Origin of the sequence: Bradyrhizobium sp. SSBR45G (genome assembly GCF_030159255.1) — a bacterium.
GTDB lineage: Bacteria > Pseudomonadota > Alphaproteobacteria > Rhizobiales > Xanthobacteraceae > Bradyrhizobium.
The window spans coordinates 112,105-125,518 of the sequence record NZ_BSCT01000007.1 but is presented as its reverse complement, the minus strand read 5'-3'; the positions used below and the strand labels follow the sequence as shown (position 1 = coordinate 125,518).

The following is a 13,414-nucleotide window of genomic DNA, read 5'->3' as shown; positions in this document are numbered from 1 at the left end:
ATGACCACGAATGCACAAACCGACGTCGGCATCCTGGCCAGGCAGCACGGCCGCTGGCACTGGAGCGAGTTCGCCTTCTGGATCGTCGTGCTGGCGGTTGGGCTCGCGTTTCCGTCGCGCTATTTGATCATGACCGAGATCCTGCGGCTGGCGCTGTTCGCGCTGTCGCTGGATCTGATCCTCGGCTACGCCGGCATCGTCTCGCTCGGCCATGCCGCCTTCTTCGGCGTCGGCGCCTATTGCGCGGGCCTATTGTCGGTGCACGGCCTCATCAACGAGCCGGTGCTGGCGCTGATCGTCGCCGGCCTTGCCGCAACGGTGCTCGGCTTCGTCACCAGCTTCCTGGTGATCCGCGGCGTCGACCTGACGCGGCTGATGGTGACGCTCGGCATCGCGCTCCTGATGGAGGCGCTGGCGGAACGCTTCTCCAACATCACCGGCGGCACCGACGGCCTGCAGGGCATCGACATCCAGCCGATCTTCGGCGTGTTCGCCTTCGACATGTTCGGCAAGACCGGCTTCTTCTATTCGCTGGCGGTGCTGTTCGTGCTATTCCTGCTGGCTCGGACAATCGTGCACTCGCCGTTCGGCCTGTCGCTGCGCGCCATCAAGAACAACCCGCTGCGCGCGGCGGCGGTCGGCATTCCCGTCAACAAGCGCCTGATCGCGATCTACACCGTCGCGGCGTTCTACGCCGGCATTGCCGGGGCGCTGTTCACCCAGACCACGGCGCTCGCCTCGCTCGACGTGTTCTCCTTCGAGCGCTCGGCGGATCTCGTGCTGCTGCTGGTGATCGGCGGCTCCGGCTATCTCTATGGCGGGCTGATCGGTGCGGCCGTGTTCCGGATGCTGCAGGAGCTGTTCCAGTGGATCACGCCGCAATACTGGATGTTCTGGATCGGCCTGGTGCTGGTCGTGATCGTCATGGTCGGCCGCCATCGTATCCACGCCTACGCGCTGTGGCTGCCCAACCTGATCCTCCGCCAGATCGCCGGCCGCAAGGCCGCGGTGGTCCTCACCGATAACGAGGCGCCATGACCTATGCATTGGAAACAAGCGGCCTCGACAAGCATTTCGGCGGCCTCCACGTCACCCGCGACCTGTCGCTGAAGATCGTGCCGGGCGCGCGGCACGCGTTGATCGGCCCGAACGGCGCCGGCAAGACCACGGTCATCAACCAGCTCACCGGCGTGCTCGAGCCGAGCGCAGGACGCATCCTGCTCGAAGGCCAGGACATCACCGACCTGCCGGTGCACAAGCGCGTGCTGCGCGGCCTGTCGCGCACCTTCCAGATCAACCAGCTCTATCCGGATCTGACGCCGCTCGAGACCATCGGCCTTGCGGTGTCCGAACGGCTCGGCGGCGGCGGCAATTGGTGGCGGCGCATGGGCACGCGTGACGACATCAACGCCGAGATCGCCGAGACCCTGGAGCGCTTCCGCCTGCTCGACGTGATGAACGACCGCACCTCGACCTTGCCCTATGGCAAGCAGCGTCTGCTGGAGATCGCCGTCGCGATCGCCGCCAAGCCCCGCGTGCTGCTGCTCGACGAGCCCGCCGCCGGCGTGCCCGAAGGCGAGCGCAAGGACATTCTCGCCGCCGTCGCAGCGCTGCCGCGCGACGTTACGGTGCTGCTGATCGAGCACGACATGGACCTCGTCTTCTCCTTTGCCGACCGCATCTCGGTTCTGGTCTCCGGCGCATTGCTCGTCGAGGGCACGCCCGAGGAGGTCGCACGCGATCCGCAGGTCAAGGCCGTCTATCTCGGCGAGGCCGCGTGATGACCGATCTGCTCACCATCGAGAACCTGCGTGCGGGCTATGGCCAGGCGGTCGTGCTGCCGAACATGTCGCTGAAGCTGCCCGAAGGGCAGGTGCTGGCGCTGCTCGGCCGCAACGGCACCGGCAAGACGACGCTGATCAACTCCATCGTCGGCGTCACCCGCCGCTTCTCCGGCAAGCTCGCGCTCGATGGCACCGACATCACGTCCTTGCGCGCCGACCAGCGCGCCCGTGCCGGCATCGGCTGGGTGCCGCAGGAGCGCAACATCTTCCGCTCGCTCACGGTGGAGGAGAACATGACCGCGGTTGCGCAGCCCGGCCCCTGGACGGTCGAGCGCGTCTACCAGATGTTTCCGCGGTTGAAGGAACGCCGCACCAATTTCGGCAACCAGCTCTCCGGCGGCGAGCAGCAGATGCTGGCGATCGGCCGCGCGCTCACGCTGAACCCGAAGGTGCTGCTGCTGGACGAGCCGACCGAGGGCCTCGCCCCGATCATCGTCGAGGAGCTCCTGGCCGCGATCGGCACCATCAGCCGCGCCGGTGGCCTGTGCTCGATCATCGTCGAGCAGCATGCGCAGAAGCTGCTCACGCTGGCCGACCGCGTCGTGATCCTGGAGCGCGGCACCATCGTGCACGATGCATCGTCCAGCGCCTTGAAGGCCGACCCGGCGCCGCTGGAGCGGCATCTCGGCGTGTCCAGCGCAGCGGCGCATTGAAGCCGGTCGAAAGGCTTGAAGCGCGACGGGTTAAGCGTCATCTTCGGTTGCGGAAGTGATCGTTCTCGCGCGTTCAGCAGAAGGTTGCGCCGCAGGTTGCGCGGTAATGTGTGCCCGTCGAGCAGTATGCAGGATTTGGCCGACGCAGGTCCGTTGAGCGAGGCGCCGACCACGGCTCGCGCCTCCATTCCCGTAACCTGCGGTCCACGGGAGACCGATTTTGATGGGTTTAACCTCAGGATTCCCTGTTGACGAGGTTGGGGCGGCCAAAAAAATCGACTCGAGCGGGGATCACGGGGTGTCCCTAGACGATCTCGGTTCCGACAGAATTGTATACCGATCGGATACGGAGTAGGGGTGGACGCCCACGGCGCCTTGCCCCGATCGCGCACCAGAGCAGATCGCGGCAGGGCAGATCGCAACCGGTCCAACAACCCTATCCAACAAATCGACGCCTTCCAAGGAGTGAGCACATGCAACGCACCAAGCCCCCATTCCGCGCCGACGAAGTCGGCAGCCTGCTGCGCCCGCAGAAGATCAAGGAGGCCCGCGCCAGACTGGAGAAGGGCGAGATCTCGGCCGACGACCTGCGCAAGGTCGAGGATATGGAGATCGAGAAGGTCGTGCACCGTCAGGCCTCGACCGGCCTCAAGCTCGCGACCGACGGCGAGTTCCGCCGCTCCTGGTGGCATTTCGACTTCCTGGCCAAGCTGACCGGCTGCGAGCTGTTCCACCCCGACGCCGGCATTCAGTTCACCGGCGTGCAGACCCGCCATGACGCGGTGCGCGTGATCGGCAAGCTCGACTTCCCGGCCGATCACCCGATGCTCGACCATTTCCGCTTCCTGAAGAAGCATGCCGACACGGCGCATGTGACGGCGAAGATGACGATTCCGTCGCCCGCGGTGCTGCACTTCCGCGGCGGCCGCAAGTCGATCTCGAAGGACGTCTATCCGGATCTCGACGCCTTCTACGAGGATCTCGGCAAGACCTACCGCAAGGCCGTGAAGGCGTTCTACGACGCCGGCTGCCGCTATCTGCAGTTTGACGACACCGTGTGGGCCTATCTGTGCTCGCAGGAGGAATTGCAGAAGGCCAGGGAGCGCGGCGACACGCCGGACGGTCTGCAGGAGATCTATTCCCGCATCATCAACTACGCGATCGCCGAGCGTCCGGCCGACATGACGATCTCGACCCACGTCTGCCGCGGCAATTTCCGCTCGACCTGGATCTCCTCGGGCGGCTACGAGCCGGTCGCCGAGACCATGCTCGCCAAGACCAACTACGACGGCTACTTCCTGGAGTACGACAGCGAGCGCGCCGGCGGCTTCGAGCCGCTGCGCTTCCTGCCGAAGGGCAACAAGGTCGTCGTCGTCGGTCTCGTCACCTCGAAGGTCGGCGAGCTCGAGAAGAAGGACGACATCAAGCGCCGCCTGGAGGAGGCCTCGAAGTTCGCCCCGCTTGACCAGCTCGCGCTGTCCCCGCAATGCGGCTTCGCCTCGACCGAGGAGGGCAACATCCTCTCCGAAGAAGAGCAGTGGGCCAAGCTGCGCCTCTGCGTCGAACTCGCCGAGGAGATCTGGGGGAAGTAGGCGCGCCGGGCAGCGTGAAAGAGCTGGATCGGTCTTGCCCGGTCCGGCTCAGGGGGACGAGACAATCCGTCTGTTGAAGCGGCTCTATCGGTCGTCAAGGCCTCTTCTTGAAAAGGATCGCAGCAGCGAAGGCTCTGCGGTCCTTCATCGCAGTGGCTTCGAAATCCGCCAAAACGGTCTCGACGCCGTTGATGTCTGCCAGGACCGCGGACTTGAAGACGGAGCATTGCGGGTCATAGTCCGCGTCGTGCCGCTTCTTCTGCATCGTTACGAACGTATTGCCGAAGTCCTGGATGTGCTGCGGGAAAGCCCGCATGGTTTGACTGTTCGAGCAGACGTTCCGAACTGTGCCATGATCGAGGGCGCGATAAACCAGCGCCCAGGCCTCCTCACTGCGTTGCGCACCAGTGCCGCCGATCAGCAGATCCGCGCAATTCTTCGCAAGGCAGTGAAACATGGCATAATAAGCCGTGCCGACAGCGCGCCTGAGAAAGGCTTGGCGTGGCTTTCCTGTCCGCGACGCCAGATGCCTAGCTGCTTCCAACAGGTCATCGGCATCCACGTCTAGAGATCCGCGCTCGATACGAAGTAGATGACCGGAAACTTCATTTCGTGCAGCTCGAATAGGCGCGGACGCAGATGCCGGACGAAGCTTGTCGTTGCTTTCGGATCGAGCGATTTCCCGTCATAAACGACGTCGATATGCAGCACGTCTTCTCCGAACTGATCGGTGTCCGGCTTGATGTTGACGTCACGCACCTTGACCGACCTGAATTGGTCGGTCATCGTTTCGCGGACGGCCTTTTCGATACGTTGGTCCACGCCAGAGAGGGACATACGCGTGTCTTCCAGTGAATCTTTCACGGAAAGAATCTATTCTCTCCGACAGCAATTGCAAGTTGGGTAGCGTTGCCGGGGCGGCTTCGACTGGCTGATCAGGGCCGGGATGCCGGAGCCATCCGCGCAGCTTCGCTTTTGCGCTGCAGCGCCCGGCGGATTAGCCGCTGGGCCGGGGCCTCGAACCAGACGTAGGTGAGATACGCCGCGGTCAGGGTCAGGCCCATGAAGCCGATCCAGAACGAGGGGCTGCCGTAGGGGATTGCTCGTCCCCACGCACCGAAAGCCAGCGCGATCGCGAGCTGGATCGGGAAGTGCAGCAGATAGCACGAATAGGTCATGTTGCCGGCTGCCTGCAGCAGATCTTCGATGCGTTTTGGCAGCGTGAGCGGCGTTGCGCAGACGAATAGCAGGATCGGTGTATAGACGAGCAGGACAGCTGCCGATCGCTCGGCGAGCTCGACGCCGGAGAGCCAGAGCGACGCCGGAATGCCGACGACGGCGCACGCGGCCAGCGCCTCCAGCTTCGGTCGATACCAGGCATCGGCAACGCCCTGCCGCGCCATCGCGGCTAGTCCGCCGGCATAGAAGAAGACAAAACATTTGCCGACCAGCGTGCCGCTCGCGATCCCGGCCAGGATCATCGCCAGGTTCAACAGCGGCGACGTGGTGACGAAGCGCAGCCCGACGAAGAACGCGGCATAGACCAGCACCTCGATCGAGACCGACCAGATCGGGCCGTTGAAGCTGACGCCGGTCGGCGGCAGCCAGTCGCTCGCCATGAACAGCTGCGCGACGAAATGGCCGAGATCGTTGCTCTGGTAGACGAAGGCGAAGCCGTGCTGCGCGACGTAGATCGCCTGCAGCCCCGCGACCAGCAGCAGCGTTGCCAGATGCAGCGGATAGAGCCGCGACAGCCGGTTCACGAAAAACGTCCAGCTGTCGACCGCGCCGTCCGGGATGAGCGCACTGTATTTCCAGAAGAAGATGAAGCCCGAGATGCACCAGAAGATCACGACGCCGTATTCGCCGAGCTCATAGAACGGGAACAGGACGCGGTAGAACGGCAGCTCGCTTCTGACGAGATCGACCGGCGCGTCGGCCACATAGGCGAAGTGCGGGTAGTGCCACAGCAGCACCGAGATGGTGGCGAGGAAGCGCAACAGCTCCAGTCCGAGGAGCTTGTGAGTCCCAGGCGATGTCGAGGTTCGGGGCAGGGCCATGCAGGGCTTCGTTAACCGTCGCGAGGGGATGCGCGGGCCGATCCTAGCGGGGACGAGGTGAAGGATTGTTTTCGCAAGCGTCAGAGGAATCAGTGCCGCGCGGCTGATCAGCGGCAGGCAAGCTCTGTCCCTTGCTGAATGGCCTGGTCCCAGGACCGGTAGCCGGCCGAATTCAGGTGGATGCCTTCGAGCGTGAACGGCGACTCCATGGGTGGCAACGGCAGGAATGTTGCACCGGCTCGTTTCGCGAGGTCCGGCAGCGCCGCGCGGTAGCCGGTGATGCTCGCCATCGCGGTCTTCTCCATCGCCGCCGTGAACGGCCCGCGCACCTCGACGGGGGGAAACTCGACGATGAAGAGGCGCGTGGTGAGTTTCGCCAGTTCGCGCAACAGCGCCTCATAGCGCCCGGCGAAGACTGCGGCCTGATCGGGCTTGTCGGTCAGCGCATCGTTGACGCCCAGCGAGACGATGATGGCGAACGGCTGCTTCGGTCCGAGCGCCGGCTTGAGCCAGCCGGCGAGATCGCTGCGCGTCCCGGCGCCGGCGAGGCCGGCATTGACGATCGGATGCCCGCAGGCGCTGGCCGGCAAGGTCGCGGCCTCGACGATGCTGTCACCGAGCACGACGATCGGATCGTCGGGGCGAGCTTGCATGTTGTAGTGGACGACGAGCTGGCGAACGGTGCGGTGATCGCTGCCGGACGGCGCCGCAGAGCGGCGCGACAGCACGAATGTCGCGGCGGCTGCGGCGATCACCGCAAACACCACGAATCCCAGCCGCGCCTGCGTTTTCGCTGCCATCTGGACGATTGATGCCTTTCGATCCCGTGGACACTAACGCGGAGTCGCGAACGGACCCCTAATTCGCCCGCGTCCAGGTCGAGGAGCGGCAGATCACGCCGCCGAACGCGCAGCCCGAGGTCGTCAGCGTGTTGCCGGACAGGGTCATCTTGGCGTCGTAGGTCTTGCCATCGTCCGGGTTGCTGTAGCTGCCGGCCCAGGCGTTGGGCCCGGTCGACTTCATGCCGGAGAACAGCCGCTGGCCGACCTTGGCCGGCGTATCCGTGCCCTCCTTGATCCAGACCACCGTGCCGCAGACGGCGCCGCCACACGGCGCGAACCTGACCTTGGACGCGCCGCTCTCGCGCAGCCAGACCCCGGTGACGTCGTCGGCGAGCGCGGGGCCCGCCACCAGCGCGAGACCAAATCCGAGGGCCAGACCAAATCGACCAGACAAAGGTAACCTCCCCTATAGGTTCGAGACGGCCACGTTGCAGGCCGATCGTGTCGGCGCGGCGGCATGTCGAGGGCGTTCCGCGTCGTCTCTGTTGGACGCGACAATAGCAGGATTCGCGCACGCTGCATTCGCTGCTGGCGGTTCCGCGTGCTGCTCGGGCGCGGCGCAGGCGCCGGCCCGCACCGCAGGCAGGCCTGCCGGATTGTTTGCGGGCGCGCATGCCGATCCCCCGATCGGTATCCAAATCTAAAGGCTCTCCGCACAACCATGCTGCGGCGATTGACCGGCACGCCGGGTTGAGAAACCCTGCCGTCGTCGAAACCGGGGCATCGAGCATGATCACCGATCCCGTCTGCCCTGCCTGCAGCGGGCACAGGACAGCCGCTCGCTTCGTCGTTTCCGCCGAACAGGCCGCCCAGCACTTCGTGCAGCAGCAGGAGCATCCCGATATCAACCGGAAGCTCCGGTCCCATATCGAAGAGCTTTGGGGCGGCAGGAGCTGTCAGATCCGGGCCTGTGAATCCTGCGGGTTCGGCTTTTCCTGGCCGTTCGTCGCCGGCGATCAGCTGTTCTACAATCTCGCCTATCCCTATGTCGCCTATCCCAGTGACCGGTGGGAGTTCGGCAGGACGCTCGAGGCTCTCCGCGGCCAGCAGTTGCAGGGCAAAACCATGCTCGAGGTCGGAGCGGGATTCGGTTACTTCCTCGACCTGTTGTGCCTGCATGGCGCCTCGGCGTCGCTGCTGACGGCCACCGAATATGGTCGGACCGCCAGCGCCAGATTGCGCGCCCTCGGCTATGAGGTCGTCGAGGACGATGTGCGAAGCGATGCCTTGCTTGCGATGTCGTCGCGCTTCGATTTTATTTTTCTGTTCCAGGTGGTCGAGCACATGGACCGGCTCGACGAGCTTTTTCAACGTCTGGCACGGCTCGGCAAGGCAGGAGCCCGCGTCTTCATCGCCGTGCCCAACACGGCGCATACCAACTATCAGGAAGCGCATGAATCGCTGATCGACATGCCGCCGAACCACATCGGACGATGGACGATCGAGGCGTTCAGGCGCATCGGTCCACGCCATGGCTTCGATGTGGTCGAGCACGAGACGCAGCCTTTCGATATGCGTCACTTTCTGAGGACCGACCTCGTCTTCAGCCATGTGAGACGGGCTCAGGACCACCCCGGCAGCCTGTCGGGGCGGGTGAGATCGCTGCCCAGATCACCCCTCAGGACGGTTCTGGAAGCCGCTGCGATCGCCGCCGGCAGCATCCGCCGCCTGCCGCATTGGCGTTCGGCCTATGCCGACCGGCAACGCCTCGGCCTCTCGCTCTGGGTCCAGCTGAAGCTGCTCTGACGTCGACAGGCCGGCCCGACGAGCCGGTGCTGGCGCGGCGGGTGGCTTCCGATCATTTGGCCGCCAGATAGACTTCGCCGAGCAGCGATGAGTTCGACCACGGCACCTGCTTGTTCCTGGTGCTCGCGACCACCTCGGCACGGACCCGCGTCAGCATCTGCTGCACTTCGAGGCCCGGGGTGCCGATGTGGCGCGACAGCGCCGCCGAGAACGGGCTGTTGTCGCCCTCGCCGTCGAGCGCGACCTTGCCGGGCGCCGTCGCGAACGCGATCAAGGTGCCGGCACCGGAGGTTGCGCCGGTGCCGAGCGCGGCGGGCGCGGCGAGGCCGGTGGCGCCGGTGAGCCCGCGCCCCGGTTCGGTCGCGCCGGCCTGCGGCGCAAACGGGTTGTTGCGGCAGGCATCAAGGATCAGGATGTTGGTGCGGACCTGGTCATCGAGCCCGGCCAGGATCTGGTCCATGTCGACCATGGCGCCGACGACGTCGCTGCCGGCGGACCACGCAATGTCGGTGGGCACGAGATAATTGCGGCCGTCGATCTGCACGCCGTGTCCGGCATAATAGACCACGGCGACCTGGGCGCGCGTGGCCTCGCGCAGGAAGTCGCGCGTCTTGGCCTGCATCGCCGCGCGGTCGAGGTCGATGCCCTCGACCACCGTGAAGCCGATGTCGCGCAGGCTCCTGGCGATCGCACGCGCATCGCGGGGCGGATTGGGCAGCGGCTGCACATGCGCATAGGCGCCGTTGCCGATCACCAGCGCCATGCGCTGCCCTGTCGCGATGGCCGCTGGTTGCGGCGTGTCAGCTCGCTGAGGCGGTTGCGCGACTGGCTCGGATAGCAGCGATAGCCGTACCTTGGCGGTCGCCTGGTTGGCCTTGCTGCCGGCGTCGGACGCGACCGGCTTCAGCGCCGCGGCATAGTCCGCCTTGGCGGCGTCGAATTCGCCCTTGGCCTCGTAGGCCAGCGCCCGGTGAACGTGGGCGGCGATGATCACGCTGCCGGGCGGCGTCATGATGTTGGCCGGAGGATTCTGCGCCAGGCGGACCGCCTCGGTGCCGTCGGCGATGGCGCGTTCGACATTGCCCTTGGCGCGCCAGATGACGCTGCGGTTGATCAGCGGCGAGGCCAGCGCCGGATCGAGCCGGATCGCCTCGTTGATGTCGGTGAGCGCGCCGTCGAGGTCGCCCGTCGCTTCCCTGGAGATGCCGCGGTTCTGCCAGGACAGCGCTGACTTCGGCGTCAGCCTGATCGCCTGATCGTAATCAGCGATCGCCTTGGCATAGTCGCCGGTGCCGCGATACGCATTGCCACGGTTGTGGAAGATGGTGCCGCTCGGTGGGCCACTTTTGACGGCGTCATTGAAGTCGGCGATCGCGATCTCGTACTCACCCTTGTCGTAATAGGCCGAGCCGCGCAGATTGTAGATGGCCTGGGCGGGCTGCAGCCGCAGCGCCTCGGTCGCATCCGCAATGACCCGGCCGTAGTCGCCCTTCTTGTTCCAGCCGACCGCGCGCCAGAAATAGATCGTCGCCAGCTGCCCGCCGGAAAACACCTTCAGCGCGATGATCTTGTTGCAGGCGGCGATCATCTGGTCGGCCGGCGTCGTGTCGGTGGTGCAGAGTGGCCCAAGCTCGGATTTCGACTGGGCGAGGCCCGGGGACGCCCAGAGGGCGGCCAGCAGCGGGAGCAGCAGCAGGAGCGAACGGCGCATCGGCAGAAACCGGAACGGGAAGAGCAGGGAAACCATATCCCGTTTGTTGCGTCCGGAGGGTTCCGGGTTCAGGCCCTTCCCATGGGTGGGCAGGAGGTGCTAGGAGGTTGGGCTAGGGGCGATCTGCCCACTCCGATTTCCCACCCATTGAGCCGATGAAGAACGACCAGCTGCTCGCCCAGATCACGGAGTTCTGCCGCCAGTCCGACATGGCGGAATCGACGTTCGGCCGGCGCGCGGTCAACGACGGCAAGCTCGTGCAGCGGCTGCGCGAGGGCAAGCGCATCACGATCGATACGCTCGATCGCATTCAGGCCTATATCGCGGCCTCCACCGGCACCCTGCCGCCGCCGCGCCTCGACGTCGTGCCCGAGAAGCGCGATCCCCGCAGCAATTTCCGCTTCTTCGAAAACCGCCAGAAATACCTGCTGTTCGTGCATACCTGCAGCGAGAAGCGGGTGGTGGCCGAGCGCGTCGGCCTCGAGCTCGCCAGCATCCATCCGCGACCACCGGCGTTGCGGCTGTTCGACGCCGGCGTCGGCGACGGCACCGTGCTGTCGAAAGTGCTGCGGACCATGCATGGCCGCTATCCGCACATCCCGTTCTATGTCGCCGGCAAGGAGCTGAGCCTCGAGGATGTCCGCCTGACCCTGGAGAAGGTGCCGGACCGGCTGTTCGAGCATCCGGCCAGCGTGTTCGTGTTCACCAATATGAACTATGCCGAGGCGCCGTGGCTGACGCCGGCCTCGCCCACGGTGGCGGCCTCGATGATCTGGCACGAGGTCGTGCTGCAGGGCGATTCGTCGGGTGATTTCGAGACCCAGATCACGGCGCTGAAGCCGTTCCTGGAGCAGAACTGGCGCGCCAACGTCTCGCAGCGCACCGGTATGCCGGTCTATGAGCGGCCGATCGCGCTGGTGCTCTATCGCGAGGACCACCGGTTCCTGCTCGACGGCATCATCCCGCGGGCGGGCCGGGTCGAAGCGAATTTCGACCTGATTATCGCCTCGCAGCCGTATCGAGCGCGTTCCTCGGTGAATTTCCGCGCCAAGCGCATCATCGCACCGCTGGCACGAGCGCTGAAACCGGGCGGCCGGCTGATCGGAATCCACTCCCACGGCCAGGATCCGGGCCTGGAGATCATCCAGGCGGTCTGGCCGGGAGAAAATCCTTTCTCGGTCAGCCGGCATGAGCTATTGCGCGCCGTCAAGTACGAGCTGGGCTCCAGTGGGCGGGACTTAAATTTTAACGCCTATGCGGACAATCGCTCGATTTTCAGGTATGAGATGGAGGCTCTGCCCAACGAGGTCACCGGTGCGATCGGAACTTCGACGGCCTTTGCAGCCTGGAACGCGGCGGTGTATGTCGCGCAGATCGAGGAAGACCGCCTGACCGAGGTGGCTCACTCGTCTCGTGCGCTCGACGCCGCCAGAGAGGTTCTGCGAAAGCACAACGGGCTGTGGTTCTACGACGAGTCCTACGTCATCTCGCGGCGTCGCGACTGACATCCTTGGGATCAATACAAACGACCGCCGTGGGCGGCGAAGAAGGGGTTGCTTGATGCGCGCGTCTTATCTGTTCACCTCGGAGTCGGTGTCCGAAGGCCATCCGGACAAGGTCTGCGACCGTATTTCCGACGAGATCGTCGATCTGTTCTACCGCGAAGGGCCGAAGGCCGGCATTGACCCGTGGCAGATCCGCGCCGCCTGCGAGACGCTCGCCACCACCAACAAGGTCGTGATCGCCGGTGAGACCCGCGGCCCGTCGTCGGTGACCAACGAGCACATCGAGCACGTCGTCCGCGAGGCCATCAAGGACATCGGCTACGAGCAGCAGGGCTTCCACTGGAAGACCTGCGACATCGAGATCCTGCTGCATCCGCAGTCGGCCGACATCGCGCAGGGCGTCGACGCGCTGCAGCCCGGCGAAGTCAAGGAAGAGGGCGCCGGCGACCAGGGCATCATGTTCGGTTACGCGACCAACGAAACGCCCGATTTGATGCCGGCGCCGATCTTCTACGCCCACAAGATCCTGCGGCTGATCTCGGAAGCCCGCCATGCCGGCGTCGAGAAGGTGCTCGGTCCGGATTCCAAGAGCCAGGTCACCGTGCAGTATGAGAACGGCAAGCCGGTCGGCGTGCGCGAGATCGTGGTGTCGCATCAGCATCTGGTCGAGGACATGACCTCGGCGCAGGTCCGCGAGCGCGTCGAGCCCTACGTGCGCAAGGCGCTGCCCGAAGGCTGGATCAACGCGAAGACGATCTGGCACATCAACCCGACCGGCAAGTTCTTCATCGGCGGTCCCGATGGCGACGCGGGTCTGACCGGCCGCAAGATCATCGTCGACACCTATGGTGGTGCGGCCCCGCATGGCGGCGGCGCCTTCTCGGGCAAGGACCCAACCAAGGTCGATCGCTCCGCGGCCTATGCCGCGCGCTACGTCGCCAAGAACATCGTCGCCGCCGGCCTCGCCGACCGCTGCACCCTGCAGCTCGCCTATGCGATCGGCGTGGCGCGGCCGCTGTCGATCTACATCGACACTCACGGGACCGGGAAGGTGTCAGAGGACGTGCTCGAGAAGGCTGCCGCGCAGGCGATGGACCTGACGCCGCGCGGTATCCGCACCCATCTCGACCTCAACCGCCCGATCTACGCGCGCACCTCGTCCTACGGCCATTTCGGCCGCACCCCGGACAATGAGGGCGGCTTCTCCTGGGAGAAGACCGACCTCGTCGAGGCGCTCAAGCGCGCGGTGTAACCGTCTTGATCTCTCCCCGCTCGCGGGGAGAGATCGGATTGCATCGATCAATGCAGTCCGGGTGGGGGCAGGGCCAACAGTTCGCACCATGCGTGCGGCTGCCCTTATCCCATGACCGATGCCATGCATCGGTTTGACTGAGCCAAGGACGGCGGCAGAAGGCCGCCGTCTCCTATCCCCGAAAGTCCGGGGACGGTGATCCAGACTGC

At 65.2% G+C, this 13,414-nt stretch carries 13 protein-coding genes; 7 read left to right on the top strand and 6 right to left on the bottom strand.

The window, feature by feature from the left end; translation table 11 throughout:
- From QQL87_RS11680 to QQL87_RS11665, 4 genes are all read left to right on the top strand, one after another.
- Positions 1 to 1,038 (top strand): branched-chain amino acid ABC transporter permease, encoded by a 1,038-nt coding sequence (locus QQL87_RS11680; protein WP_284418051.1) that lies wholly within the window; start codon positions 1 to 3, stop codon positions 1,036 to 1,038.
- Positions 1,035 to 1,781: an ABC transporter ATP-binding protein gene (locus tag QQL87_RS11675; RefSeq protein WP_284418053.1), complete on the top strand. Its 747-nt coding sequence runs from the start codon at positions 1,035 to 1,037 to the stop codon at positions 1,779 to 1,781. The genes QQL87_RS11680 and QQL87_RS11675 overlap by 4 nt, the downstream gene beginning before the upstream one ends.
- The gene (locus tag QQL87_RS11670) at positions 1,781 to 2,497 is read left to right on the top strand and encodes an ABC transporter ATP-binding protein (protein WP_284418055.1); all 717 of its coding nucleotides are present in this window, start codon (positions 1,781 to 1,783) and stop codon (positions 2,495 to 2,497) included. Before QQL87_RS11675 ends, QQL87_RS11670 begins: the two co-directional genes overlap by 1 nt.
- A gap of 473 nt (positions 2,498 to 2,970) precedes the next feature.
- Entirely contained in the window at positions 2,971 to 4,089 is a 1,119-nt protein-coding gene (locus QQL87_RS11665) for a cobalamin-independent methionine synthase II family protein (protein ID WP_284418056.1), read from the top strand.
- Positions 4,090 to 4,183: 94 nt separating this feature from the next.
- Here QQL87_RS11665 and QQL87_RS11660 read toward each other — a convergent pair whose 3' ends face one another.
- The 5 genes from QQL87_RS11660 to QQL87_RS11640 form a co-directional block, all read right to left on the bottom strand.
- Positions 4,184 to 4,651: a hypothetical protein gene (locus tag QQL87_RS11660; RefSeq protein WP_284418057.1), complete on the bottom strand. Its 468-nt coding sequence runs from the start codon at positions 4,649 to 4,651 to the stop codon at positions 4,184 to 4,186.
- Between the two features lie 2 nt (positions 4,652 to 4,653).
- A complete protein-coding gene (locus QQL87_RS11655; RefSeq protein WP_284418058.1) occupies positions 4,654 to 4,953 on the bottom strand; it encodes a hypothetical protein in 300 nt (99 codons plus the stop codon).
- Positions 4,954 to 5,024: 71 nt separating this feature from the next.
- Positions 5,025 to 6,149, bottom strand: a complete 1,125-nt coding sequence (locus QQL87_RS11650; protein ID WP_284418059.1) for an acyltransferase family protein — start codon at positions 6,147 to 6,149, stop codon at positions 5,025 to 5,027.
- 107 nt (positions 6,150 to 6,256) lie between these two features.
- Positions 6,257 to 6,949, bottom strand: coding sequence for an SGNH/GDSL hydrolase family protein (locus tag QQL87_RS11645; protein WP_284418061.1), 693 nt, complete (start codon positions 6,947 to 6,949; stop codon positions 6,257 to 6,259).
- A gap of 58 nt (positions 6,950 to 7,007) precedes the next feature.
- On the bottom strand, positions 7,008 to 7,385 hold the full coding sequence (locus QQL87_RS11640; protein ID WP_284418062.1) for a DUF2147 domain-containing protein: 378 nt from the start codon (positions 7,383 to 7,385) through the stop codon (positions 7,008 to 7,010).
- Between the two features lie 218 nt (positions 7,386 to 7,603).
- Here QQL87_RS11640 and QQL87_RS11635 point away from each other — a divergent pair, with 218 nt between their 5' ends.
- Complete coding sequence (locus QQL87_RS11635; RefSeq protein ID WP_284418063.1) at positions 7,604 to 8,737, top strand: class I SAM-dependent methyltransferase; 1,134 nt, start codon at positions 7,604 to 7,606, stop codon at positions 8,735 to 8,737.
- A 52-nt stretch (positions 8,738 to 8,789) separates the two neighbouring features.
- Here QQL87_RS11635 and QQL87_RS11630 read toward each other — a convergent pair whose 3' ends face one another.
- Positions 8,790 to 10,448 carry a caspase family protein gene (locus tag QQL87_RS11630; RefSeq protein ID WP_284418064.1) on the bottom strand — a complete coding sequence of 553 codons (1,659 nt, stop codon included), beginning with the start codon at positions 10,446 to 10,448 and terminating at the stop codon, positions 8,790 to 8,792.
- Between the two features lie 155 nt (positions 10,449 to 10,603).
- On the opposite strand from QQL87_RS11630, the gene QQL87_RS11625 reads away from it, so the two are divergent.
- Positions 10,604 to 11,953 (top strand): hypothetical protein, encoded by a 1,350-nt coding sequence (locus QQL87_RS11625; RefSeq protein WP_284418065.1) that lies wholly within the window; start codon positions 10,604 to 10,606, stop codon positions 11,951 to 11,953.
- 55 nt (positions 11,954 to 12,008) lie between these two features.
- Positions 12,009 to 13,205: a methionine adenosyltransferase gene (gene metK / locus QQL87_RS11620; RefSeq protein WP_284418066.1), complete on the top strand. Its 1,197-nt coding sequence runs from the start codon at positions 12,009 to 12,011 to the stop codon at positions 13,203 to 13,205.
- Positions 13,206 to 13,414 lie beyond the last annotated feature (209 nt).

Bases quoted from the DNA above. Each gene is read 5' to 3' on its own strand.
- QQL87_RS11670 (WP_284418055.1), top strand. From the start codon at position 1,781: ATGACCGATCTGCTCACCATCGAGAACCTGCGTGCGGGCTATGGCCAG.
- QQL87_RS11635 (WP_284418063.1), top strand. From the start codon at position 7,604: ATGCCGATCCCCCGATCGGTATCCAAATCTAAAGGCTCTCCGCACAAC.
- QQL87_RS11645 (WP_284418061.1), bottom strand. From the start codon at position 6,949: ATGGCAGCGAAAACGCAGGCGCGGCTGGGATTCGTGGTGTTTGCGGTG.
- QQL87_RS11630 (WP_284418064.1), bottom strand. From the start codon at position 10,448: ATGCGCCGTTCGCTCCTGCTGCTGCTCCCGCTGCTGGCCGCCCTCTGG.
- metK (WP_284418066.1), top strand. From the start codon at position 12,009: ATGCGCGCGTCTTATCTGTTCACCTCGGAGTCGGTGTCCGAAGGCCAT.
- QQL87_RS11680 (WP_284418051.1), top strand. From the start codon at position 1: ATGACCACGAATGCACAAACCGACGTCGGCATCCTGGCCAGGCAGCAC.
- QQL87_RS11650 (WP_284418059.1), bottom strand. From the start codon at position 6,149: ATGGCCCTGCCCCGAACCTCGACATCGCCTGGGACTCACAAGCTCCTC.
- QQL87_RS11675 (WP_284418053.1), top strand. From the start codon at position 1,035: ATGACCTATGCATTGGAAACAAGCGGCCTCGACAAGCATTTCGGCGGC.
- QQL87_RS11625 (WP_284418065.1), top strand. From the start codon at position 10,604: ATGAAGAACGACCAGCTGCTCGCCCAGATCACGGAGTTCTGCCGCCAG.
- QQL87_RS11665 (WP_284418056.1), top strand. From the start codon at position 2,971: ATGCAACGCACCAAGCCCCCATTCCGCGCCGACGAAGTCGGCAGCCTG.